Genomic DNA, 22684 nt, shown 5'->3' on the forward strand with positions numbered 1-22684 from the left:
TCGCAGTGGGTTCGAGGCCCGGGAGGACACCGGGTCACCGGGCCTCGATCAGGCCCATCATGCCGCTGTCCTCGTGATCCAGAATGTGGCAGTGATAGACGGTTTTGCCGGTGAAATCATCGAAGGCGATCCGGACCCGGACATTGCTGCGGGCCGGGACGTCGACCACGTCCTGCCATCTGGGAGTGTCCACGGGCTGGCCTGCCTGCTCCATGATCTGCATGGGCCACACGTGCAAGTGCACCGGGTGGTCCATCGGGCTCGTGTTCCTCAGCGTCCACTCTTCGACAGCACCGGCCGGAACCGTGGTGTCGACCCGTGCCGGGTCAAACGGTCTGCCGTTGATGGTAAAACTCATCATCCCTGAACCCTGTCCCATGCCGTCGCCCATGCCTGCGCTGCCGCTGCTGTTATTGCCCATGCCCATGGCGAAGACCAGTTCGCGCCGGGCGGTGACCGGCTCAGCGCGAAGGTCCCGGGGCGCCGGCTGCTCGGGGACCGGCGCGAGGGCGGCGCCGGGTGCGCCGGCGACGGTGAAGGTCGCGAGGGCGGTACCGTCGGGACTGGCCGGAGACCGCGTGGTCCCGTTGCCGCCCATCATGGACCCCATGCTGCCCCTGTTCACGGGCAGGGCGCGCAGCACGGACGTCCCCACCTCGGCGGTAACCAGCAGGTCCGCCCTGTTGCCGGGAGCCAGCAGCACCTCCTCGACGTCACGTGGGGTCCGGTGGCGGCCGGAGTCCAGGCCCAGCAGCTGCAGCTGCTGGCTGTCCAGTCGAAGCCTCAGATACCGCCCGGTGCAGGCATTGATGATCCTCCACCGTTCACGCTCGCCCGGCCGGGCGGCCAGGCGAGGATTCAGCTGCCCGTTGACCAGCACGAGCTCACCTTCCCGGCCCATCATTTTCTCCATCGCCGACACCGCGGCGATACTCCCGTCCGCGTTCAGGGAAATGTCGGAAATCACCAGGACCCGTTCCCGGCTGGCAGGGATGGGCCGGGGATCCTGGACGACAATGGCCCCGTACAGCCCGCCGAAAATCTGGTCGGCGACCATACCGTGACGATGCGGGTGGTACCAGAACACGCCCGGCGGGTGGTTCGCCGGCAGCCGGTACTCATAATGAAAGGATGTTCCCGGTTCAATGGAAAGCAGCGCATTGTCGCTGTTGCCCAGCGGGGAAACGTGCAGCCCGTGGACGTGCAGATTCGTCGCCTCCTCCAACCGGTTCTCCAGCGTCACGTTCAACCGGTCTCCGGCCTGAAGGAACAGGGTGGGTCCGGGAAGGGACCCGTTATAGGACAGCGCCGTGGCATCCCTGCCGGCGATCCTTACCCGTCCCGGGGCCGCTGAAAGCTTCAGCTGAAGCAGGCCACCGGCGCTGTGCAGGGCCTGGGGTTCGTTCAGGTCCTGCCCGCCGGCAGCCTGGAACCCGGCGCCCGGACCCCACAGCAATCCTGCCGCGCCCGCCGCGGCGGCCGCCGCCCCGGCGCCTCCCAGGAGCAGGGCACTGCGGCGGCTGAGAGGTTGCATCATGTACCGTCCCCAAGGACTTCCAGCCTTTCACGGTATTCCTCCGTGGTTATGTCGCCCCTGGCGTAGCGTTCATCCAGGATCCGCCGGGCAGTACTCACATCCGCAGGTCCGGGCCCGCCCGGGCCGGAACCCTCGCCCCGGTTAGTCCTGCCGCCGGAGAAAGCCCGTACGGCAAGGATGCCCAGCAGGACGATACCGATAATCAGCAGCAGCCAGAACAGCCACGCCCATCCCATCATCGAACCATATCCGTCCATCATTTTCGCGCTCCGTTTCCTGCGGCATCGGCCGCTGTCCTGCCGGCTGCACTCCGCACCGGGGCCCGATCAGGGTCCAGCGCCAGGTCGGCTGCTTCCAGTCCGGCCGAGCGCATGCTGTTTTCGCGGGCCAGGATCCTGACGTCGTCCCGGAGCAGGCCTGGGAGGGACCCGGCGAGGTCTGTCCCCGGGCCGGGCCTGCCACCGCGGCCACCCTGGACGATGACTTCCAGCCGGACGCCCGCACCAAGTGCCCCGACTGCGTTGGCAGCGCTGTGCGGCACAGCCGGCAGATCAGAGGACGGGCCTGTGTGCAGGACTAGTCCGGGCATCGGGTTTCCTGACCCGCTCACGATGCGGAGCCGTCACCATCGGCGATCCCGGCCAAGGCGGCACGCAGGCGGGTGCCGGCGTCGTCGGCGATCTCCTGGACGGCCGGGGTGCCGCTGAGCTGGACCATGGTCTGGGGGTCGATGGCCTGGATGGTGGTGACAAGGGCGTCCTTGCCGCGACGGACAACGACATTGCATGGCAGCAGAGTGCCGAGCTCCGGTTCGGCCGCGAGGGCGCGGCTGGCGAGGGCGGGGTTGCAGGCGCCGAGGATCACATAGTCGCCCACGGCGCCGGCGGCGCCGGTTCCGAGTTTGGCCTCGAAGGTGGCGCGGACGTTGATTTCCGTGAGAATTCCGAAGCCCTGTTCATTGAGGGCGTCGCGGGTGCGCTGTACTGCTTCGGCATAGGAGAGCGGGACGGTGACGGTATGCGTATAGCTCATGCGGGACTCCTTGTACTCGGTTACGGGTGCTCGGCCGCGGGATTGGGCGTAACTTGGTCTAGGCGAGGGAGAGGAAGAGTTTCTCCAGGTCCTTCTTATTCATGCTCATGTCTTCCCGGACGATGCACTGCTCCAGGCCGCTGGCGATGATAGCGAAGCCGGCCCGGTCCAGGGCCTTGGAGACGGCGGCGAGCTGGGTGACGATGTCCTTGCAGTCCCGGCCCTCCTCCAGCATGCGGGTCACGGCTGCCAGCTGGCCCTGCGCGCGCTTGAGCCGGTTGACCACGGGGGTCAGTTCTGTTGAATCCAGTTGCATGCTGAGCTCCAAATAATGGGGTTTATGCATGCAATCATATACCCCCAGGGGTGTGTTGACTACCCCCGGGGGTATCTGAAATACTCGGTGGGGTATTCGTCTGCACCAACGTTTCGTCTGAGAGGACATCCATGAATTCCCCTTCCACATCAGTTTCCGCCGTCGCGTCCCTGGCGCCGGAGACCCTGCGCAGCTGGGTGAACGAGCACCAGGACCTTCTCGTGATCGATGTGCGTTCCGCGGCCGAATTTGATTCCCTGCACATCCGTGGCTCCTACAACGTTCCCCTGCCGCTCCTCTCGGAGCACACCGAGGAGCTGGCCGCCCGGCTGGGCAGCCGCGTGGTCCTGGTCTGCCACTCCGGCGCACGGGCCGAGCGGGCACGCCAGCGCCTCGGCACAGCCGGCATCGACACCGCGTACGTTCTCACTGGCGGGGTTCCCGGCTTCGCGGCTGCCGGCGGGGACGTTGTCCGGGGCAAGAACCGGTGGGATCTCGAGCGCCAGGTCCGCCTCGCCGCAGGCTCCCTCGTGGTGCTGGGGCTGGCCGGAGGCAAATTCGTTTCCCCCAAGATCCGGATGCTCGCCGGCGCGATCGGCACGGGCCTGACCTTCTCGGCCGCAACCAATACCTGCGCGATGGGCCAGGCGATCTCTGCGATGCCGTGGAATAAAACTGCCAAGGAACCCACCCGCGAAACCGCCATCCTGCAGCTGTCGGCGGCCACAGCCAGGCAGACCCCGGCAGCATGATTCCGGCCCTGGCGCTGGGCCTCTTCGTCGGGATCGTGCTCGGTGTCGTGGGTGGCGGAGGGTCAATCATCGCCGTCCCCGCCCTGGTCTACGGCCTCGGCATGAGCCCCGCCGAGGCCATCCCCACGTCCCTGCTGGTGGTCGGCGTCTCGTCGCTGGCGGCCCTGATCCCGCGGCTCCGCGAGGGCATTAACTGGCCCGTGGTCCTGCTCGTCGGGGCGGCCGGCATCCCTGCAGCATGGGGCGGTGCTGCGGTAGGCCGGCTCCTGGATCCGGACATCCTGATGCTCGCCTTCGCGGCCATCATGGTCATCGCCGGGATCCGGATGCTGGCCCACACCACCGAAACCGAAGGCTCCTGCAGCACCGGGCCCAACCGTGCCTTCCGCACCTGCGCCCCCAAAGCCGTGGGAACCGGACTCCTGGTGGGCTTCCTCACCGGACTCCTGGGCGTCGGCGGCGGATTCCTGATCACCCCGGCCCTCACACTCTTCCTGGGACTGCGCATGAAACAGGCCATCGGATCATCCCTGGCCATTATCGTGATCAACTCCGCCGCAGGCTTCGGAGCCCACGCCGCCGGCTTCACCATCGGATGGCCCACCGTCCTGGCCTTCGCGGTCCCTGCGCTCCTCGGCTCGCTCGGTGTCGCCCGCCTTGCCCGGCGCCTCACGGACAAGCACATCCGCATCTCGTTCGCGGTCCTGATTTTCGCCGTCGCGGCCTGGGTCACGGCCAGTACCGTCACCGCCTGACAGATCATCCGCACAGACATCCCGCACAAACCAAGGAGAACACCCATGGGTCTGATCAGTTCCCTAAAAAAAGCCTTCAGCAAGCCCTACAACACGACCACCGTGGCCGAAGCAAAGGACCTGTTGGCCTCCGGAGCCACCCTGATCGATGTACGTTCTGCCCAGGAATGGCGGTCCGGGCGCGCACCGCAGGCCAAACACGTCCCCCTGGACCGGCTGCAGACCAGCACCGCCGGCATCCAGAAGGCGCGTCCCGTCATTGCCATGTGCCAGTCCGGGGTCCGCTCGACCTCTGCGGCCCGGATCCTCGCCGCCCAGGGCTACGAGTCCTACTCCCTCCGCGGCGGCATGGGCGCCTGGCGCCAGGCCGGCGAACCCGTCCGCTAACAACACCCAGAACTTTCTAAGGAGAACCCCGTGGCTGAAATCACCGTCACCGAAACGGACCAGCGCCGCAACCAGGCCCGGATCCTCGATGTCCGCGAGGACTTCGAGGTCGCCGAAGGCATGATCCCCGGCGCCCTGCATATCCCGATGGGACAGCTGCAGACACGCCTGTCCGAGCTGGACCCGGCCGTGCCCGTCATCGCAGTGTGCCGCAGCGGCAACCGCAGCGCCCAGGTTGCCGATGCCCTCAACGGCGCCGGCTACACCGCGGACACCATGGCCGGCGGCATGATCGCCTGGACCCGCGCAGGACTCCCCACCACCTGACCTTCCTGCCGGAGGGCCTGCACCACTGACCGCTTTATACGCACCCGGAAGGACACGAACCTGATGGCAACCATCGACATCACCCAACAGACCCTCGCTGAGACTTTGGAGAACAACGACGTCGTCTTCGTTGACTTCTGGGCAGGCTGGTGCAGCCCGTGCCGCATGTTCGCCCCCACCTACCAGGCGGCGTCCGAAAACCACCCGGACATCACCTTCGCCAAAATGGACACCGAGGCCGAAGAGGCCCTCGCCGCGGCGGCCGGCATCACCTCAATTCCCACCCTGACGGCCTTCCGGAACAAGACCCTGGTCTTTTCCCAGCCTGGCGCCCTTAATGCCGCCGGCCTGGAGCAGGTCATCCAGGGTGTAAAGAACCTGGACATGGACAAAATCCGCGCCGAAGCCTCACAGCAGCCGACCTGAAACCGACCTCGAAAGCGGAATCAATGCGCACCATAACGGCCGATGACCTCGCCGCCATCTATCCCCGTGCCGTGAGGAATACGCCACCGCCCACGTCCCCGGGAGCCGGAACATCCCGCTGGATGAACTGTCTGTCCGTCTCAACGACCTCCCCGCCATAACCCTGCATCTCCTCTGCAGCTCCGGCAAGCGCAGCAGCCAGGCCACCACGATTCTCTCGGGACGCGGTTACGGCGCAGTGAACGTCGCCACGGCGGAATCACCGAGTGGTACCGCAACGGCCACCCTGTTACCTACGCACCCCTGCCGACGGAGCACCTCCGGCCCGGACGCCGGCGCTTACCTGCGTCACTTCTGACCCGGCTCCTCACTCACCGCAGGGGCGTCACCTGAACCCAGGCAGCACGGCCCGCACCCGCTTGCGATATACCCCCTGGGGTATTAGTATTATTTTCAGAACGACGGGGACGGGTTCCCCTCCACACCAGTTCACGAAGGAGAGCACCAGATGCTTATTGAGCGTATTTACGACGAAGACCTCGCCCAGGCCAGCTACCTGATCGGCTGCCAGGCGAACGGAACCGCGGTGGTGGTTGACGGCCGCCGCGACATCGCTGTCTACCAGGATCTCGCCGAGAAGAACGGCATGAAGATCGTGGCCGTCACCGAGACCCACATCCACGCTGACTACCTCTCCGGCACCCGCGAGCTCGCTGCCGCGACCGGAGCGAAGATCTATGTCTCCGGCGAAGGCGGGCCCGACTGGCAGTACGAATTCGACGGCGAACGTCTCTACGACGGCGACACGATCACCATCGGCAATATCAGCATCCGGGCCCTGCACACCCCCGGACACACTCCCGAGCACCTGTCCTTCCTGGTGACCGACGGCGCGTTCAGCGACCGGCCCGGTTACCTGCTCTCCGGTGATTTCGTCTTCTCCGGCGACCTGGGACGTCCGGACCTGCTGGACGAAGCAGCCGGCGGCCTCGACACCCGCTTCGAGGGCGCCAAGCAGCTCTTCGCGAGCCTGCGCGATAAGTTCCTCACCCTGCCCGACTACGTCCAGGTCCACCCGGCCCACGGCGCAGGCAGCGCCTGCGGCAAGGCCCTGGGCGCCATCCCCTCCTCCACTGTCGGCTACGAGCGGCTGTACGCGTGGTGGGGTCCCTACCTGGCTGCCAACGACGAGCAGGGTTTCATCGACGAGCTCCTCGACGGCCAGCCCGATGCCCACGCCTACTTCGGGCGGATGAAGCGCGAAAACCGGGTTGGTCCGACGATCATGGGCGAACGCGCCCCGCTGCAGGAGCTGGACCCCACCGCCGTCACCAAGGACCTCGCCGAGGACAAAGTGACCTTCGTTGACACGCGTCCCAACACCGAAGTCCACGGGGGCACGGTCACCGGTTCCGTGAACATCCCCGTGGGCAAGTCCGTGGCCAGCTACGGGGCCTGGGTTGTGAACCCCGAATCCGACAAGAACCCGCTGGTTCTGCTCGCCTCCGGTCAGGAACAGGCCCAAAAAATGTGGGACCACCTGGTCCGGGTCGGTATCGACAACGTCGCCGGGTACGTCACCGGCTTCGAGGGCTTGCCCACGTTCACCCCGCGCGTGATCCAGCCGGCGGAACTGGCCGGCTTTGACGCTGCAATGGTGCTCGATGTCCGCAACCGCTCTGAGCACACCGCCGGACACATCCCGGGATCACACCAGCTCAGCGGCGGCCGCGTCATGTGGCACCTCGACGAGCTCCCGGCCGAAGGCCCCATCGTGACCTACTGCCAAAGCGGCGTCCGGAGCTCCGTGGCAGCCAGCGCCCTGCGCCGCGCCGGCTACGACGTCGTGGAACTCGACGGCAGCTACGCCGCCTGGGACACCTTCCAGCGCTCTATGGCCTCCGCCGGCTGACCCGGCAGCGCCGAAAACAGTTCCACCCATAATCGGCGGCGGCCCGGAAAACCGAACCGCCGCCGATAGCCGTCCCTCCACAACGGAGCGCAATGATCTCAGGCAACACCCCCTCCCGCCACCAGCACAGGACAACAGACAGCTTCAGACTGGGTCTGCGGCAGAACCTGGCCCAGTTCATGCTCCTCGTCGCCGTCAACGCCCTCGTCGGCGGAACCCTCGGCCAGGAACGCACCGTGCTGCCGCTGCTCGCCGGGCAGGTCTTCCACCTTGATCAGTACACGTCCGCGCTGACCTACATCCTCGCGTTCGGGCTGGCCAAAGCCGCCACCAACTACTTCGCCGGCACCCTCTCGGACCGCTACGGCCGCAAGCCCGTCCTCGTGGCCGGCTGGCTGATCGCGCTGCCCGTTCCCCTGATGCTGATCTTCGGCCCGTCCTGGAGCTGGATTGTCGCCGCCAACGTTGTCCTTGGCGTCAGCCAGGGCCTGACCTGGTCCACCACCGTCATGATGAAGATGGACCTAGTGGGCCCCGAACGCCGGGGACTGGCGATGGGCCTCAACGAGGCCGCCGGGTATCTCGGGGTCGCCGGCACCGCCTTGACCACCGGCTACATCGCCTCAACCTACGGGCTGCGCCCCGGCCCCTTCCTCCTCGGCGCAGCCTTCATCGCCGTCGGCCTCGGACTCTCCATCCTGACCATCCGCGAAACGCACCAGCATGCCAAAACCGAAGCAGCCACACACAGAGCCGCTCACGCCGGAACCCACGCGGGGCTGAGCAACAGGCAAATCTTCACCCTGACCAGCTTCCGCGACAAATCGTTATCCTCGGTCAGCCAAGCCGGGATGGTGAACAACCTCAACGACGGCCTGGCCTGGGGACTGTTCCCCGTCCTCTTCGCCGCCGCAGGGCTGAGCATCGAACGCATCGGCATCCTCGCCGCCGTCTACCCGGCAGTCTGGGGAGCAGGGCAACTCGTCACCGGTGCCCTGTCCGACAGATACGGGCGCAAACCGCTGATCGCCGGAGGCATGCTCGTCCAGGCCGCAGCCCTGGCCATAGTTGCTATCGGAAACGGCTTCGGAACCTGGCTCGCCGCGGCCATCCTTCTCGGGGCCGGCACCGCCATGGTCTACCCCACCCTGCTGGCCGCCATCGGCGACGTCGCCCACCCCGCATGGCGCGCACGCTCCGTCGGCATCTACAGGCTCTGGCGCGACGGCGGATTCGCCATCGGCGCCCTGCTCTCCGGACTCCTCGCCGACGCCTACGGCGTCCCCGCGGCCATCGCCGTCGTCGGCGCCCTCACGGCAGCATCCGGCATCATCGTCGCCGTCCGGATGCGTGGCAGGGACCACAAACCCGCCATCTAAGGAAGCAGCGCCGCGCGAATTCAGGCAGAGGTTACAACATCCACGGGATCCATCGAGCCTGGCCAGGGAGGGGCGCGTTGCAGATTCTCCCGCCGGAATCCTCCCAATGATGCCTGCAGTAAGCCGGGGACACCCGCCCCGGCAACACGGATCAACGTGTACCGATCAAGCATCCGCTGCCTTTGCGATTACGATCAAGAAGGGCGTGATGGCCCTCTTCTCCTTAATAAGGGACAGATTCCCATGCAACCTTCAGTACTGCCCGGCTTCTTTATTCCGTCGCCGACGCTCAGCGCCGTCCAAGTCGGGCCGCTGACGATACGTTTCTATGCCCTCTGCATCCTGGCAGGCATCGTCATAGGCGCCTGGCTGACAGCCCGCCGCTTCCGGGCTCGGGGCGGCACGACGGCGCAGGCCATGGACATCATCATGTGGGCTGTTCCATTCGGCATCGCCGGCGGCAGGCTTTATCACGTCATCACAGACAACCAGCTGTACTTCGGGCCCGGCAAAGACCCGTGGGGCGCTTTCCGGATCTGGGAGGGTGGTCTCGGAATCTGGGGCGCCGTCGCCCTCGGTCTGGCCGGCGCCGCTATTGGGGCACGGCGCACCGGCGTGCGCCTGGCAACATTCGCCGACGCCGCCGCACCCGGCCTGCTCCTGGCCCAGGCGATGGGCCGGTGGGGCAACTGGTTCAACAACGAACTCTACGGCGAGCCGACAAACCTGCCCTGGAAACTCCAGATCCACACCATGAACCCGGCCACCGGCCAGGCCGTGGTCACCGCCGACGGAACACCGGAGATCCTGGGATACTACCAGCCGATGTTCCTTTACGAGTCACTGTGGTGCCTGGCTGCCGCAGCGCTGCTGGTGTTCCTGGACCGCAGGTACAAGCTCGGGGCCGGCTCAGTATTCGCCCTCTACGTCGTCCTGTACACCGCCGGCCGTTTTGTCTTCGAACTGATGCGCTCCGACTACGCCAACACCATTCTGGGCCTGCGCGTGAACACCTGGGTTTCCGCTCTGCTCTTTCTTGCCGGCCTCGCTGTCTTCCTGGTCCTCAGATCCCGTCCGCGGTCCGCATCAACGGCTCAAAGCGCCGGTTCCATTGATGGCTTCGATACTCTCGCAAACGGGCACGATCCTGGGAAGCACGACGAAACGGACGGCAAAGGGAATCGCCACCACGTGCCGTGAGGACCACATGGTGCTGCTGATGGCGGTCCTGCCTTCACCTTGGTCTGCACACCACTGCCGCTGTTGGGTTCACGGCCGTCGTGCTCATATCGATGCCTGCACTTCAGGCACTTCGAGGGCGGTACGACCGGGCAAGCAGCGGGGGTCATGTTGTAGGGGCGTCCGCCGTCACGGCGCGGACGCGGGCGGATGCCAGTCCGACGATGGTGCGTTCGGAGATGAGTTCGCGTTCAAATTCCGAGAGGGCGGCAAAGATCCCGCAAACGAGCTTCCAGACGACCAGGGTGTCCCCAAGCCGGAGGGCCTTGAGGCAGGCGGCCAATAGGGGGCGGCCACCCCTTCTTCCCGGAGGCCCTGTCCTCGTAAAGGGAATCCGCGCCGGTCCCGGCGGCCAGGAGCGCGTCGCGCTGCAGGTCCGGCGGGCCACGCTGTACAAGTATTTCCCGGACGTGGAGGCGGTTCTGGATGTCTGGCACGAACGCCAGGTCCAAGCCCACCTGGATCACGTGGCCCAGGTCAGGGACAGCACCCCAGGCGGCCCGGACCGGATAATGAGTCCGTCCTGAAAGCCTCTGGGCTGATCAGGCACTCCAAACATGGCGGCGACCAGGACGCCCGGCTGCACCACGGTTCACACGTGGCCGGGCCCAGCAGCACCTCCAGGCATTCCTGGCCGAGATGCTGGCCGAGGGGTCCGGCGCAGGGATCTTCCGCACTGACGTCGCTGCCGACGAGCTCGCCGGATACTGTCTGCATGCCATGAGCGCAGCGGCCGGGCTGAGCAGCGCGGACGCGGTCCTGCGGCTCGTCACAGTCACCATGGCCGGGCTGAGTCCGGAGCCGACGACCGCCTAATACGAAGCCATTTGGGTGGTTGAATGTGCAGAGGCGTCCGGGCTAGGGGGTTTCAGACCATCGACTCGAGCAGGGCTGCGCAGGCGTTTTCGCAGCGGCGGCAGGCTTCCGCGCAGATCCTGCAGTGCTCGTGCATCCCGGCATGGCGTTCGCATTCCTCGGCACAGACGGCGCAGGCGGTCCGGCAGGCCTGAAGCGCGGCCCGGGTCAGCTCGGTGTTGGCGCCGGTTAGCCGGGTGAGGATGTTGCCGGTGGCGGCGCAGATGTCGGCGCAGTCCAGGTTGGTGCGGATGCACACCGCGAGGTCGGCGACCATGTCTTCACCCAGACACGCATCGGCGCAGGCCGTACAGGTCTGGGCACACTCGAAGCAGGCGGCGATGCATTCTGCCAGCTTCTCCTTGTCCAGGCTGCCCGCCCCTTTGGGGTGCGCGCCGATCATTGCACTGATGTGGTGGGTCATGATCCTGCTCCTGTCATCGGTGACGAGGCAGCCGGCTGTTACCGGCCCTCCGGCCCTACCCTAGACCGGTGGAGGCCACGTGTCTGCCCCTCCGTGGCCTCCGCCCGTCCCCGATGTCAGGAGTCAGGATGCGTTGGCGGACCTGAAGGTGGCCCCGCCGTCAGTGGAGACGAGGACTCCCTCGGCGGTGGCTGCCCAGACCGAGAGGTTTCCGTCGGCGCCCTTGGCGGCGGCTATGGCCTGCACCTGTCCGTCGATCCGTCCTTTCCGTGTCCACGTCGCGCCGGCGTCGGAGGAATAGTGCACGGTGCCGTCCGGTTCAACGCCCACGGCTTCGGTGGGGCGGGGAAACGTGGCGAACTGGATGACCGGGGCCTGCTTCTGCAGGGTCCAGGTGTTGCCGCCGTCGGTCGAGCGCTGCACTCCTTCCTGGGTGGTGGCCAGCACGGTGTCGCTGTCGGGGTGCCCGGCCAGGGCGGCGGGGGCGAAACCGGCGGCGACTGTTTTCCAGGTCTTCCCGTCGGGGCTGGTTCGCAGTTCCGCATCGTAGGCGATGATTCCGGATCTGGTTGTGGTGAGGGCGTGGAAGTCCGATTCGCCCTGCCGGGAGAGCGGTTCCCAGGTCTTGCCGCCGTCGCTGGATTTCATCAGCCCGAGAGGCTCGGGCAGGTCTGATCCCGGGCCGGGGTGGCCGGAGGCGTAGAAGCTGCCCTGGTCCTTGCCGGGGGTGAAGCCCATCAGGTCGTTGGTGGCACCGATCTTCATGGCCGGTTCCTTGGTGACGTCGAACAGGCCGTCGTGGGTGGCCATCAGCACCTGGCTGCTGTCGCCGCTGACGGTCAGTCCGTGGATGTGGGTGCCGGGCAGCCCGCTTGTTGCCGCAGGGGATGCTCCGGTCGACGGGGCGTTGGGCGGGGTGCAGGCGGCCAGGGCCAGGACGAGGACACCGGCCGTCAGGGCTGCGGTGAATGAACGGTTGGGGATTGGGAAGGGCATGGAAACTCCAGATGTCGGGGAGGAGATGGGGCAGGCACCGCGGCCCCGGAGGGCCACGGTGCCCGGATGCTGATCAGCGGGAGTCAGAAACCTGCCAGCAGGTCCTTCATTTCCTGGATTTCGGCTTCCTGCGCTGCGACGATGTCCTTGCTGAGCTTGACCGCGTCGGCGTTCTTGCCGTCGGTGCTTTCGGTCTTTGCCATCATGACGGCGCCTTCATGGTGGGCGATCATCTGGGTGAGGAAGAGTTTGGCGGCCTCGGTGCCCTGTGCGGCCTCGAGTTTTGCCATGTCCTCCTCGCCCATCATCCCGGACATGCTGTGACTGGAAGGCATGTTGGTGGGCATCGCGGTGGGCTGTCCCCAGCTTTCAAGCCAGCCGGTCATCTTCTCGATTTCCGGTCCCTGCGCGTCCTTGATCTTGGTGGCCAGGTCCGTCACGGGTGCGGGAATGCCGTCTTTCTTGAGCATGGTCTCGCTCATCGTCACGGCCTGCGTGTGGTGCGGGATCATCATCTGGGCGAACATGGTGTCCGCGTCGTTGAACTCAGCCGAAGCTGCGGCCGAGGTTGCCGGCGCTGAACCCGATGGCATTGCCGAGTTGCCTTGGTTCATGCCGGGCATGCTGCTGGTCGCCGGGCTTCCGGTTTCTGTGGCGGCGGCGCAGCCGGCGAGGGCGATTGCTGCTGCGATCGCGGCAGCGGAAACGGTCAGGGTCTTTTTCATCTTCATCATGGAAATCAGGGTCCTCAAAGGTATCAGCGGCGTGTAGCGCCTTGGGATTGCACGCCATGACGGTCCCCTAAGCGGGGGCGGCCTGTTTTATGCGTGCCGATGTAGCTTGAAGCTGCGCCGGTAAGGACACGGCGCGTCGTGCTGGCTTACGTCCGGCTGATACAGAGGTCACCGGGAGAGGGGCTGGCCGGTGAGTAGGAATAGCGGGTACCGGCCGCGGCCGCCGCACCGAAGTCCGGTAAGGCATAGGGTGCTGTTCCCGGGGCAGGGGCAGTGAGCGATGTGCTTCCCGGGGACAGCACGCAGGCGTTGCCGCCGGCGGACATCTCGGGGCAGGACCCGTCAGGGCCGCAGGACGAAGACGAGCCAGGTGCCGCTGCGCCAACTGCAGCGCCGTCCGCGGATTCTCCCGGTGCATTGGAGTGACCGGCCGGCATACTCTGCGATTCCAGCGATGGCCCGGCGGCTGCTGTGGGCATGCTGTGCGTGGCGCTGGTGTGCTGTGCCCCGGCCATGATGTGCATTCCGAACATTCCGGCGATGATGGCCAGGGCCGCCATCAGGAAGCCTGCACGAAGGAAGAACGCGCTGAAGAGTCCACGAGATGGTGAGCTCACAACATTTTCCTCCCTTCCGTGCGGATTGTTCAGACCCTTAAGTCTACCGGCAGGGGTACTCCTGCCGGTTCAGAGCCTCTTGTTCAATGCCGGATACAGCGTAAATGAGATAGTCCCGTAGACCCCAACCAGACACTTGATTAGCTTCCTTCGGGTGTGAAGAGTTGGCGGAGTTCTTCATTGACTTTGTCCGCGTTGAAGTGTGCGGGGTCGAAGGTTTCCTCTCCGCCGGATCGTTGCGCGGTTCCTTGGGCCCATTCGTGCAGCCCCTGGACGTGTTCGCGGTCTGATTCATCGACGGCATGAGGGTCGGCCAGAGTGGCGATGAGGTCTTCGTAGCCGCCGATTCCGCCGGAGTCCTCCAGGGGGCAGCGCCGCTTACCACGGATCACCCGGGCATGGACGTCGTCGCTGGTTTTCCTGATGGTTTCGATCCAGTCGATGCGGTGGAGCCAGCCGTCGCCGAAGTCGTATTCGTAGAACAGCGGGGTTGAGCCTTCGTTGAGGACTTTCCCTAGCCGGGCTGTTTCTTCGGGCAGGTACCAGCCCTCATCATCTTCTGCCCTGACATAGACCGGCGCCCAAGACCGGGCCTGTGTGCGTCCGCGGCCCGGAGTGTTCGGATTGCGTTCGGTAAAGGAATGCAGGTGGGAGTTTTCCCAGCCCATGATCACCTGCAGGACGTCGTGGAATTCGTCCAGGTAGAGGCTGGAATCGACTTCGAAAAGCCGCCAGATCTTCGGCTTACTACCGACGATGTGGACTCGCGCGCGCAAAAGCTTGCCTTTGGCTCTTGGTGTGGATCTCTCATTCGTGGCCATAGGGGTCCTTTCCATTACAAAGCAGCAGCTTGGGCCAAGCGGTTGTTACCGCGCGTACTCTCATCCGGTTCCGCAGATATCCGGCCCAGGTCCAGGTGGGTCGTCATGTCGAGGGTGAATCGTCCGTAGGGGTTGATATGGGTCCAGAACAACGGGGTGAGACCCCTGCGGTCTTCGGGTTCGAGCAGTTCGTTGAACTCCGGGACCTCGAGCACGGTTTGCAACAGCAGGGTGTTGACCAGGACCAGGGAGGATTGGAGCAGGTGCAGGGCGAGCATGGACACCTCGGTCGTTTCACGGTCCGGGCCCGTAAGATCCCGGTTCTTCCCATAGAAGACGACGTCGTTGCCGCTGTTCCAGTTCTCCACCACCTGCAGTCCGGAATTGATTTCGCGTCGCAGGTCTTCGCTGGCGAGGTAGTCGGCGGCGAAGATCGTCCGCACGGCCCTGCCCAGTTCCTCCAGAGCCTGGTAGGTGGGGTGTTTCGGCCCGCCCCTGGTGAAGCGGCGCAGAATTGTCTCTGACTCGGCCGTGCCGAGCTTGAGGGCCGTGGCGTATTTGACCATCTGGTCGTATTGCTGGGCGATGATCTCCCAATTGATCGGTCTGGACAGCACAGGGTTGATTTCCCCGTAGGCTTCTTCATTGCCGGCCCGGTAGAGGCGGATCGACCCGATGTTCTTCAACCTCGGCAACAGCTTGAACCCCAGAAGTTCGGTGAACGCGAACCCGACAATCGAGGCGCCGTGGGTGTCGACGTAGTTCGCTTCGATCTCCGCCTCGGTGTCATGGCGCAGGACTCCTTCGATCATCGCCGCAACCTCGGAGGAGGAGCAGTTCTTCAACTGCGAGTAGATGCAGGTCGATTTCTTCTCCACGTGCCAGTAGATCATCACTCCGGGACCGCCGTAGCGGTTGTGCCATTCGGTCATCAGGTTCGATTCCCAGGAGCCGAACTTCTTCGAATCCGACGCACAGGCATTCCCTTCACCCCACCAGTCAGGGTTCCTGGCCTCGAACGTTGCGTTGACGACCTTCACGATCGCCTGGCGCAGATTGTCCTTCGTAATGAATGTCCGGCGGACGTGGCGTAGCTCCCGTTCGTTCTCTCCATGGCCGCCGGCATCAGTGACGGCTTTGATGCCCATGTTCGTACCGAGTCCGAACAGGCAGAGCAACAAACGCCTGCGAAGGGTCTCACGGTCCAGGACCTCACGGGAGGCCACGGAAACGAATTCCTGGGTGAACCCGGTCAGGAAGTCCGCTTCCTTGAGGACTTCAAGCAAGTCCAGGGTGCCCCACCGTGCCAGGACCTCGTCCTTGAGTTTGCCCAGATTCGTTGGCTCTTCGAGCTTCGCCAGCTTGGGTACCCTTATCCACGGCGCCCCTCGGCGTCTGGTGATCTTCACCCCGCCGGTGGTATCGGCCAGCAGCCCGTTATCCAGCTGCTCCAGTGACCTCCTCATTCTGGACTGAAGATCAAAAATGAACCTGGCCGGGTCCAGCGGCTTACGCAAGGCCTCGTAGTGGAGCTCACGGGAAGCGTCGAAGTCCTGGGGAAGGTCCTCTTCCGGGTCCCGCCATTTCCCGGCCCCGTCAACGAAAACCTCACGACGGCGCAATGCGTCCCGTAAGGACACGAGCAGGCAAAGCTCGTAAGGGATCCGCTCAATCCTGCCCTTCTCGTCCCGGACAGCGCCCTCCCAGGACTTGGGCACCACACCCGCAACCGGGACTACATCTCCGGGCGCGAAGAACTGGCTCCTACTTCCAGCATCCGCGTACCGTTCCAGCAACGCGATGGCATCCATGATGGGCCGGAACGCCGTGTTATGGCACCGGAACCGCAGCACGGACAGCAGTGCCGGCAACATCCGCCGGTAATGATTCGAGTACGAACCCCGCAACACGGTCCGCACCTTGCCCTGGAACACGCTCTCGTTGGCCTTTGCCTCCTGGACCAGTTGCCGCAGGGTTTTCTCGCTCACCACCGGGAACACGGCCTCCCGGACCGTCTCATCCGGGCATGCGACGGCCGTCTCGGCCAGTGTGAACAGCAAAGCCGTCTTGCCGCGCACCCTTTGCAGATCCTCGGTGAGTTCCTTCTCGACCTTCCTCACCGCGCCGGTATTGATCTTCAACACCAGCACGAGCAGCAAATCGACCAGGCTGTCAGCGATCTCCGCCGTCCGTTGATGACACAACGCCGCCAACAGCGTCAACCGCACCGGCGCCGGCGCGTCCTGAAAATCCGATGGATACATCCGGGCCGCCCTCGCCCGCCAGACACTCACGACCTTCTCTGACACCCCGGCAAACAGACCAGCCGGTAAATCAAGAGCCTGGGCTGCTGAAAGCTTCTCCACCTCTGCCAGCAACGATTCCAAACCAGCAGGGCCCGGATCGGCCTTCAGCACCGACAACAGAGAACCGGCTGCACTATCAGCGATCAGAGCCTTCAGCCCAGCCGCACCGTCCGGCCCCAGAACCTTGAGGACATCAGCACACAGGCGCTGCTCAAACAACGCCCGGCCAGCGCCAACAATCCTGCCCGCACGTCCCGGCGGCTCAATCCGCTCCTGACGGCACCGTGACAGCAAAGCCTCCACAAGCGCAGGCTCACGACCCTCCGACGGGCAAACCCTCTCCGCCAACCACCCAGCCAGCGCGGCCTCATCAGCGGAAGTGAACTCACGGAATCCAAAATGGGACCTGATCTCGGCCCGGTGGTATTTGATTGAGCGCCCATCCCAGTAAGGAGCCAGCGCATCGATGGGAACAGAAATCTGTGCCGTAACATAGTTCAAAGCTCCCAGCGGAAGGTCAGAAGGCCCAACCGGAAATCTGGCATGTTGCTGAAAAAACTTCAGTAACACAGCAAACCCCGCCCGAGTCGCTCCTGACTTCCGCGCCATCAATGCCACATCGTCATCAACCAGCGTCCACGAATCAAGAAGTTCACTCGTCAGCTCAAGGCCCATACCAGAACTCAACCACATCTAGATTGCCCCTGAAGACACCTTCAGGAGTACCGGGCCTATGAGGGCTACAAAGTCTGGTCATACATGCCCACGTCCTAAACCACAGCGTCCTATCGGACCGCTTCATCGCGTCGTCGTCGCACATGGATGAGGTTTTCCTCCAGAGCGCGGACTTCGCCAATCTCAATCCGGGACTGTCCGATAAGCGGTGGGTGGGGCTAAAGCACGGGAGTTCTCGCAGCTACTGCAACTCCCGTTGTTAACTGGCATGCACGGTTATTCGTGAGACGGGAGTTCCCTCCTCCGTCCCCTGGATCTGTTCTCCTGGTGGAATCGTCAGAAGACGGCGGCTCGCGCCGGCGTCATTGTTTCTTCCGCATGCCGTAGGCGGGCTGGCAGTGGGCGCCAAGAGGGCTGCTCCAGCGAAGCATTTCGGCTGTACGCGTGACCGCTTCCAGGCCAGTGGTACGCTCGCCGGAGAGTATTCCATGCATCGGATTGAGCTTGATGGACGCGAACGATATGAATGACCCGGCACCCGACAAAACGATGACGAGCACCGAAGCCGCAGCTTACCTGAGCGGTTTAGTCGGTTACGGTGTCAGCGCTGAGGTGCTGGAGAGCCTGAATGCACTTGGTCGTGGCCCTGTCGCTGAGGAACGGGACCCGAGTTTGGCATACCGCCAGTCGGCGCTCGATGCGTTTCTCCGAGAAAACGGCGCGGATCCGACGGTTTGGATGGCTGGCGCGTGGCGGACCATCGCGGACCAGATCGAAGCCGTGACCGCAGACCATCCTGAGCTGCGGTCCGAGACATTCGTAGAAAAATTAAGAAATCTGGAAAGCGACGACGGATGGGATGCCGGCAAAGCCAGATAAGCGGCACAATCGCGAGTTCACTTTTGATGCCCTGCGGCAACGCAGGCTCATCCGCCAATCAACCCTCGGGTGGGGTCGTCAAGATGGCGGAGGCAGGCGGCCGTAGGGCTGCAGTATTAATTGGCATGCACGGTTATTCGCGAGCCTGAGTAACTCACCCGCCCTGCTGGGCGGCATATAGCGCATGTATGTGGAAGCTGCGTTGGTGGCGTGTCTTTCGATAGTTTTGGGGGAGTAGCCCAGGGCTTCGGCAATAATGGCGACGGGCGCGAGTTTGGTGAGTTCGTGGAGGGTTCCGAGCCGGGCGGCGCGAGAGCTGCTCGGCGGCGCGGCTGCCGAGTCGTTGGTCGAGGTCGATGCCGGCCAGGACGGTGACGACGCCTGTGGCGTTGATGATCGACTTGATGGTGTTGATGGCGTCGTCACCGCGTCTGCCTTCGAGTTGAACCATCTGGAACTCGTCGACCACCAGAAGCGAGCTCTGGTGGTGGATCATGAGTTCGGCTGCGTGCCTGATCATCTTCTGGTGGGTGTCGTGGGTCCGGTAGGGCACGGCGAAGAAGTCCAGGATCGAGGCCGCGACGCCCTTGGGCGTGGCACCCGGGGACATCTCGATGAGCACAACCGGCGCGCGGCCGTCGGCGCGGAAAGAGGGGTAGCGGCGACCGGCGTGGCTCTCGACCTCCTTGGCCAGTTGCAGGAGAGTCGTGGACTTCCCGACGTTCGCAGGCCCGGTGAGCACTATGATGCGTTGGCTTCCGACGACGTCGGGGTCGCGCATGAGGAGGTAGCCGCGCACGCTGCGCAGCAGATGGGTGGTGGCCTTGGTGCCGAAAAGGAAGCCGGAGCCGAACCAGCGTAGGCGCGCTTCATCGTGGGCCGCGCGGTCGGCGGGGGAGAGCGCCTCGTAGGCGGCCCGGGACAGCGTCGGAGGCTCGTCCAGATCGAAGTCGATGAGGCGGCGCATCCCGGTCAAGGTGTTCTTCGATGCCGTCGCGGCAGCCTGGTTAGTCATTCCAGAACCTGTCGCCGGTGCGCACGAGGGCGAAGTCGCCGGGAGAACCGTTGCCCTGGTCCTCGGTGGCAGCGTGGCCAGGGGTTCTGACGGTGATGGCTGTGGGGTCGGCGGGGGCCGGATCGGGGGCCGGGACAGGTCCGGGCCTCGGATCGTCGTCGCGCCGCTGCCGGGCGAGCACCGCACGCCTCTTCTCGTCGTTGCGGCCCTTCTTCCGGTCTTTCAGGGCTGTCTGCCGGCCGAGCTCGCCGACGGCCCAGGCCTCGCCGGCGGCATCGTCAACAGGCGGGGTGCTGCGAAGCAGGCGCAGGGCGGAGGCGAACGGGTAGCTGGCGAGCCGGTAGCTCTCCGAGATGCACTCGAGCCATTGATTGGTCTTCGGGTCCTGAACCCAGACGCGGTCGTTGTCGTAGGGGTCCTTGCGGACCTCCCATTTCCCGTCTCGGGTAGGCGGGGTCAGCTTCCGGAGCCGGGGGAGGTCGTCGTGCCAGTAGGTGAGGTTATCGACATGGATTCCGTCGTTCTGGATGGTGCGCCGCTCCACGGGCATCAGCGCGATGTAGGTCCCCTGATCGAGAGGGACCGGGATGCCGGCGCCGGCGTCGAACAAAGCGGCGTACATCTGGTTGGGCGTGAACATCCTCGAGGGCACGTCGCGATCGCGCAGCTCACTGTGGGGCCGGTTCTGGTAGACACGGACCCACCACTCCTCGAATGACTCCTGCAGCTCGCGGACGGTTCGGAGTTCGCCCAGGTCGATCTCGCCGCGGTTGGCCGCACTGTTGCCGACGTAGCCGGGCTGTTTCTGCATCCACATGGTGTCGATCGTTCCCAAGACGCGTTCGACGTGTCCTTTGAACGTCGGGGAGTGCGGCGGTGCCTGGACGACGCTGATCCCGAAGTGACGGCAGGCCGACACGAAGGTCTCCGAGAGGTAGTCCTTGCCGCGGTCTGTGGTGATCGTTTCGGGAACGATATAGGGCAGCGCGAGGGCGCCGCGCTGCCGTTCGTCGGCGGCGATCATCGCTGCTGAGGGGAGTGTCTGCGACTTGTCCAGGCGCAGGTAATCCGGGGCTCCGGGGCGGCACTGCCGCGGGCGCAGGATCCGCGCCAGCAGATCCGCGTGCTCGACCCCACTGGTGGAGACCGGGACGATGTCGAAGGCCAGGATGCTGCGGGTGGCCACGTCCACGGCCACCGTGAGGTGCACCCGGCCCGGCTTGCCGTCGGACATCAGAGCCCATACGTTCACCGGCGTGGAGTCGATCTCGACCACCTGCCCGGGGGTCACGGCCGCAACCGGTCGTGGCCCCCGGTCGTGGCGGTTGGCCTCGCTTCGCCGGGACGTTGCCTTGCCGGTGGCCAGACCGCGGTGGTCATAGGCGGCGAAGACGCGCCGCATCGTTCGCGCCGAGGGGAATTCCACCTCTTGGCCCCGGTAGCGCTGGGCGACATAGGCGCGGGCCTTGTCAATCAATGTCGTCACCGACACCGTCGAGGTACCGTTGGTCGCGGCAAGCACCGCCAGGACCGCTTCCCGTATGCGGTCATCGACAGAGGGGATCGCCTGGGGCGCGACCAGGGCGCGTCGGTCCACGAGCCCGTGGACGCCGTGAAGCAGGTACTGACGCTCCTTTCGGCGAAGGCTCCGTGCGCTCACCTTGTGCCCGGCTGCGTTCAGTTCGAGCACCTTCAGCGCACGACGGTCAGTCTTCCTCCCGGTTTCATACCCGGAGCGGGGCAGCAAGTTCGCATCGTCCGGGTCGGGGATGCCGGAGATGACCTCGTTGAGGTGGGGCACCCACCAACGGGCCGCCGCAAGCTCCTCGCCCGTGAGCGTGCCCAGCACAGCCAGAGAGTCACCGTCCTCGTTGGCCGGCTTGCCTGCCCCGTGCGGATCGGTCGCTGAAGGAGCCACGGGATCGGTGACGATCAGTTCGTCGGCCAGTGCCACGATGTCGATCCAGACCGTGTCGTTGCCCGCGATCCGGCGCAGCATCGCCGTGTGGGGCCTCGCGGCTGCCACAACGTATTCTTCTCCCCGCCAGGTGAGCAGATCTCCCAGATTCAGACGCAGCACGATGCCTCCTCGGGCGAACGGATCGCGTCGATGTCAGTCGTCGCAATGGAATCGAAGTCGAGCCGCCGGGTCAGGTCGACCTCGAGGGACCGGTGCCAGATCAGGTGCTTGATCGGCGGCATCGCCAGCGCCGGGAAGCGGCGGTTGACCATTTCCCTGCCTTCCCCGATCGCGCGTCCGCCCTCGAAGACGTTCAGGATCTGACCGAAGACCGCCTCACCCGGATGGTTCCGGGCATGCCGGGCACCTCGCAGGGAGTCGAGATTGGCCGCGACGGCCGGATCAGGCTCGTGCAGGACCGCATGCCGCCAGCCCACCAACGTGCAGACCCGGGAGGATTCCTCGAACTGGTCAGAGACCCGGGAACTCATACGCGCCCGCGGCTTCACGTCGTAGACGACCTGGTCGCCGTTGCGGTGGACCGCGAAGAAGTCCGGGTCGTGGCGAACGGACTTTGCCCCGGCGCGGAAGAGCATCCGGAACGGCTGCGACGCGATTCCCTGGACCGAGCCCTCGAAGTCCAGTCCGAGCAGACACGCCAGCTCCAGCGCGCTCTCGTACCAAAGATGCCGTCCCGTGCGCTCCCAGAAATATAATCCATGCCGGTTGGGGCGGTTCTGCCACTGCCCTCCGACCCGGATCGGCAGGGCCTCTATGACCGGCTGTGTGAGCAGCCCGCGCGTGACAGGAGCCGTGAAGATCCTCTTATCAGGACCGCGCCACTGGATGGCATCCAGCCCGGTCTCCGACCGTGTCAGCAACACTCCGGCGCCAGGGGCCGTGCTCATCATTGCGCCCGCCCGTTCCGCCCGTTCAGGGAAACGGAACGGATTGAGAACACCATCGCGGGCCATTCCGGCGGCGCCTCAAATGAGGCACGCACCCACCCCGAACAGTCGAACATGCGTTCGATGCTAATGGATACGCAGGCGCCAAATCCAACCGGCCGCGCTCGAGTCGCGTGCGAGATCGACGAGGTCTATCAAGCGACCTGGCATGCAACGCTCGAACACGTCTTCGATGGACGATGTTGATCGAGCCTCTAGACGCCGCCGTCAGATCGCCGCATCCTGCGGCCCGCAGGGCCTGCGCTGGCCAGACCCTTGGCAAGTTTGGCCAACTAGCTTGTCAATTGGCCAACTGTCCTGGCAAACAACATCAGGAGACGGGAGTTCTCGCATCTACTTCTACTCCCGTGCTTTGACTGGCAGCGGGACGTG

The 22684-nt window shown here is 65.0% G+C and carries 26 protein-coding genes; 11 read left to right on the forward strand and 15 right to left on the reverse strand.

What is annotated here, in order from left to right; genetic code table 11:
• Nucleotides 1-34: 34 nt before the first annotated feature.
• The 5 genes from ACLRGI_RS03890 to ACLRGI_RS03910 are packed head-to-tail and all read right to left on the reverse strand — an operon-like array spanning nt 35 to nt 2885.
• Nucleotides 35-1534 (reverse strand): multicopper oxidase family protein, encoded by a 1500-nt coding sequence (locus ACLRGI_RS03890; protein ID WP_014923378.1) that lies wholly within the window; start codon nt 1532-1534, stop codon nt 35-37.
• Nucleotides 1534-1797 carry an SHOCT domain-containing protein gene (locus ACLRGI_RS03895; protein ID WP_043471836.1) on the reverse strand — a complete coding sequence of 88 codons (264 nt, stop codon included), beginning with the start codon at nt 1795-1797 and terminating at the stop codon, nt 1534-1536. The genes ACLRGI_RS03890 and ACLRGI_RS03895 overlap by 1 nt, the downstream gene beginning before the upstream one ends.
• Nucleotides 1794-2126, reverse strand: a complete 333-nt coding sequence (locus tag ACLRGI_RS03900; RefSeq protein ID WP_043471833.1) for a hypothetical protein — start codon at nt 2124-2126, stop codon at nt 1794-1796. The genes ACLRGI_RS03895 and ACLRGI_RS03900 overlap by 4 nt, the downstream gene beginning before the upstream one ends.
• A gap of 17 nt (nt 2127-2143) precedes the next feature.
• On the reverse strand, nt 2144-2569 hold the full coding sequence (locus tag ACLRGI_RS03905; protein WP_014923377.1) for a DUF302 domain-containing protein: 426 nt from the start codon (nt 2567-2569) through the stop codon (nt 2144-2146).
• A gap of 58 nt (nt 2570-2627) precedes the next feature.
• Nucleotides 2628-2885 (reverse strand): metal-sensitive transcriptional regulator, encoded by a 258-nt coding sequence (locus tag ACLRGI_RS03910; protein ID WP_014923376.1) that lies wholly within the window; start codon nt 2883-2885, stop codon nt 2628-2630.
• A 131-nt stretch (nt 2886-3016) separates the two neighbouring features.
• Here ACLRGI_RS03910 and ACLRGI_RS03915 point away from each other — a divergent pair, with 131 nt between their 5' ends.
• From ACLRGI_RS03915 to lgt, 9 genes are all read left to right on the forward strand, one after another.
• Nucleotides 3017-3637 (forward strand): rhodanese-like domain-containing protein, encoded by a 621-nt coding sequence (locus ACLRGI_RS03915; RefSeq protein WP_419200393.1) that lies wholly within the window; start codon nt 3017-3019, stop codon nt 3635-3637.
• Nucleotides 3634-4392, forward strand: a complete 759-nt coding sequence (locus tag ACLRGI_RS03920; protein WP_419200394.1) for a sulfite exporter TauE/SafE family protein — start codon at nt 3634-3636, stop codon at nt 4390-4392. Before ACLRGI_RS03915 ends, ACLRGI_RS03920 begins: the two co-directional genes overlap by 4 nt.
• Before the next feature lie 45 nt (nt 4393-4437).
• Entirely contained in the window at nt 4438-4779 is a 342-nt protein-coding gene (locus ACLRGI_RS03925) for a rhodanese-like domain-containing protein (RefSeq protein WP_014923373.1), read from the forward strand.
• A 30-nt stretch (nt 4780-4809) separates the two neighbouring features.
• Nucleotides 4810-5106: a rhodanese-like domain-containing protein gene (locus tag ACLRGI_RS03930; RefSeq protein ID WP_014923372.1), complete on the forward strand. Its 297-nt coding sequence runs from the start codon at nt 4810-4812 to the stop codon at nt 5104-5106.
• Nucleotides 5107-5169: 63 nt separating this feature from the next.
• A complete protein-coding gene (locus ACLRGI_RS03935) occupies nt 5170-5532 on the forward strand; it encodes a thioredoxin family protein (RefSeq protein WP_014923371.1) in 363 nt (120 codons plus the stop codon).
• 127 nt (nt 5533-5659) lie between these two features.
• Nucleotides 5660-5890, forward strand: coding sequence for a rhodanese-like domain-containing protein (locus tag ACLRGI_RS03940; RefSeq protein ID WP_419200407.1), 231 nt, complete (start codon nt 5660-5662; stop codon nt 5888-5890).
• 150 nt (nt 5891-6040) lie between these two features.
• Nucleotides 6041-7444 (forward strand): rhodanese-like domain-containing protein, encoded by a 1404-nt coding sequence (locus ACLRGI_RS03945; RefSeq protein ID WP_419200395.1) that lies wholly within the window; start codon nt 6041-6043, stop codon nt 7442-7444.
• Between the two features lie 92 nt (nt 7445-7536).
• Nucleotides 7537-8823, forward strand: coding sequence for an MFS transporter (locus ACLRGI_RS03950; protein WP_014923369.1), 1287 nt, complete (start codon nt 7537-7539; stop codon nt 8821-8823).
• A gap of 243 nt (nt 8824-9066) precedes the next feature.
• Nucleotides 9067-10023: a prolipoprotein diacylglyceryl transferase gene (gene lgt / locus ACLRGI_RS03955; RefSeq protein ID WP_419200396.1), complete on the forward strand. Its 957-nt coding sequence runs from the start codon at nt 9067-9069 to the stop codon at nt 10021-10023.
• A 145-nt stretch (nt 10024-10168) separates the two neighbouring features.
• On the opposite strand, the gene ACLRGI_RS23410 is transcribed toward lgt, so the two are convergent.
• Nucleotides 10169-10345, reverse strand: coding sequence for a hypothetical protein (locus ACLRGI_RS23410; protein WP_503409117.1), 177 nt, complete (start codon nt 10343-10345; stop codon nt 10169-10171).
• 356 nt (nt 10346-10701) lie between these two features.
• Here ACLRGI_RS23410 and ACLRGI_RS03965 point away from each other — a divergent pair, with 356 nt between their 5' ends.
• Nucleotides 10702-10878, forward strand: a complete 177-nt coding sequence (locus tag ACLRGI_RS03965) for a hypothetical protein (protein WP_014923366.1) — start codon at nt 10702-10704, stop codon at nt 10876-10878.
• Nucleotides 10879-10930: 52 nt separating this feature from the next.
• Here the strand turns inward: ACLRGI_RS03965 and ACLRGI_RS03970 are convergent, their stop codons facing one another.
• The 6 genes from ACLRGI_RS03970 to ACLRGI_RS03995 all read right to left on the reverse strand — a co-directional run bounded on the left by ACLRGI_RS03970 (nt 10931) and on the right by ACLRGI_RS03995 (nt 17508).
• On the reverse strand, nt 10931-11341 hold the full coding sequence (locus ACLRGI_RS03970; RefSeq protein ID WP_419200397.1) for a four-helix bundle copper-binding protein: 411 nt from the start codon (nt 11339-11341) through the stop codon (nt 10931-10933).
• 123 nt (nt 11342-11464) lie between these two features.
• A complete protein-coding gene (locus ACLRGI_RS03975) occupies nt 11465-12337 on the reverse strand; it encodes a F510_1955 family glycosylhydrolase (protein ID WP_419200398.1) in 873 nt (290 codons plus the stop codon).
• A gap of 83 nt (nt 12338-12420) precedes the next feature.
• Nucleotides 12421-13062 (reverse strand): DUF305 domain-containing protein, encoded by a 642-nt coding sequence (locus tag ACLRGI_RS03980; RefSeq protein WP_051025147.1) that lies wholly within the window; start codon nt 13060-13062, stop codon nt 12421-12423.
• Nucleotides 13063-13217: 155 nt separating this feature from the next.
• Nucleotides 13218-13688 carry a hypothetical protein gene (locus ACLRGI_RS03985; RefSeq protein WP_419200399.1) on the reverse strand — a complete coding sequence of 157 codons (471 nt, stop codon included), beginning with the start codon at nt 13686-13688 and terminating at the stop codon, nt 13218-13220.
• Between the two features lie 140 nt (nt 13689-13828).
• A complete protein-coding gene (locus ACLRGI_RS03990) occupies nt 13829-14509 on the reverse strand; it encodes a plasmid pRiA4b ORF-3 family protein (RefSeq protein ID WP_014923361.1) in 681 nt (226 codons plus the stop codon).
• 14 nt (nt 14510-14523) lie between these two features.
• Nucleotides 14524-17508, reverse strand: coding sequence for a Tn3 family transposase (locus ACLRGI_RS03995; protein ID WP_419200400.1), 2985 nt, complete (start codon nt 17506-17508; stop codon nt 14524-14526).
• A gap of 489 nt (nt 17509-17997) precedes the next feature.
• Here ACLRGI_RS03995 and ACLRGI_RS04000 point away from each other — a divergent pair, with 489 nt between their 5' ends.
• The gene (locus ACLRGI_RS04000; protein ID WP_419200401.1) at nt 17998-18369 is read left to right on the forward strand and encodes a hypothetical protein; all 372 of its coding nucleotides are present in this window, start codon (nt 17998-18000) and stop codon (nt 18367-18369) included.
• Nucleotides 18370-18523: 154 nt separating this feature from the next.
• Here the strand turns inward: ACLRGI_RS04000 and ACLRGI_RS04005 are convergent, their stop codons facing one another.
• From ACLRGI_RS04005 to ACLRGI_RS04015, 3 genes are read right to left on the reverse strand one after another with little or no spacing between them, the layout of a single operon-like run.
• Nucleotides 18524-19384 (reverse strand): AAA family ATPase, encoded by an 861-nt coding sequence (locus ACLRGI_RS04005; RefSeq protein WP_419200402.1) that lies wholly within the window; start codon nt 19382-19384, stop codon nt 18524-18526.
• Entirely contained in the window at nt 19377-21464 is a 2088-nt protein-coding gene (locus tag ACLRGI_RS04010; protein WP_419200403.1) for a TnsB C-terminal domain-containing protein, read from the reverse strand. Before ACLRGI_RS04010 ends, ACLRGI_RS04005 begins: the two co-directional genes overlap by 8 nt.
• Nucleotides 21452-22318: a TnsA-like heteromeric transposase endonuclease subunit gene (locus tag ACLRGI_RS04015; RefSeq protein WP_419200404.1), complete on the reverse strand. Its 867-nt coding sequence runs from the start codon at nt 22316-22318 to the stop codon at nt 21452-21454. Before ACLRGI_RS04015 ends, ACLRGI_RS04010 begins: the two co-directional genes overlap by 13 nt.
• Between the last annotated feature and the right edge of the window lie 366 nt (nt 22319-22684).

The organism is Paenarthrobacter sp. PPS72, from assembly GCF_048537125.1.
GTDB lineage: Bacteria > Actinomycetota > Actinomycetes > Actinomycetales > Micrococcaceae > Arthrobacter > Arthrobacter nitroguajacolicus_E.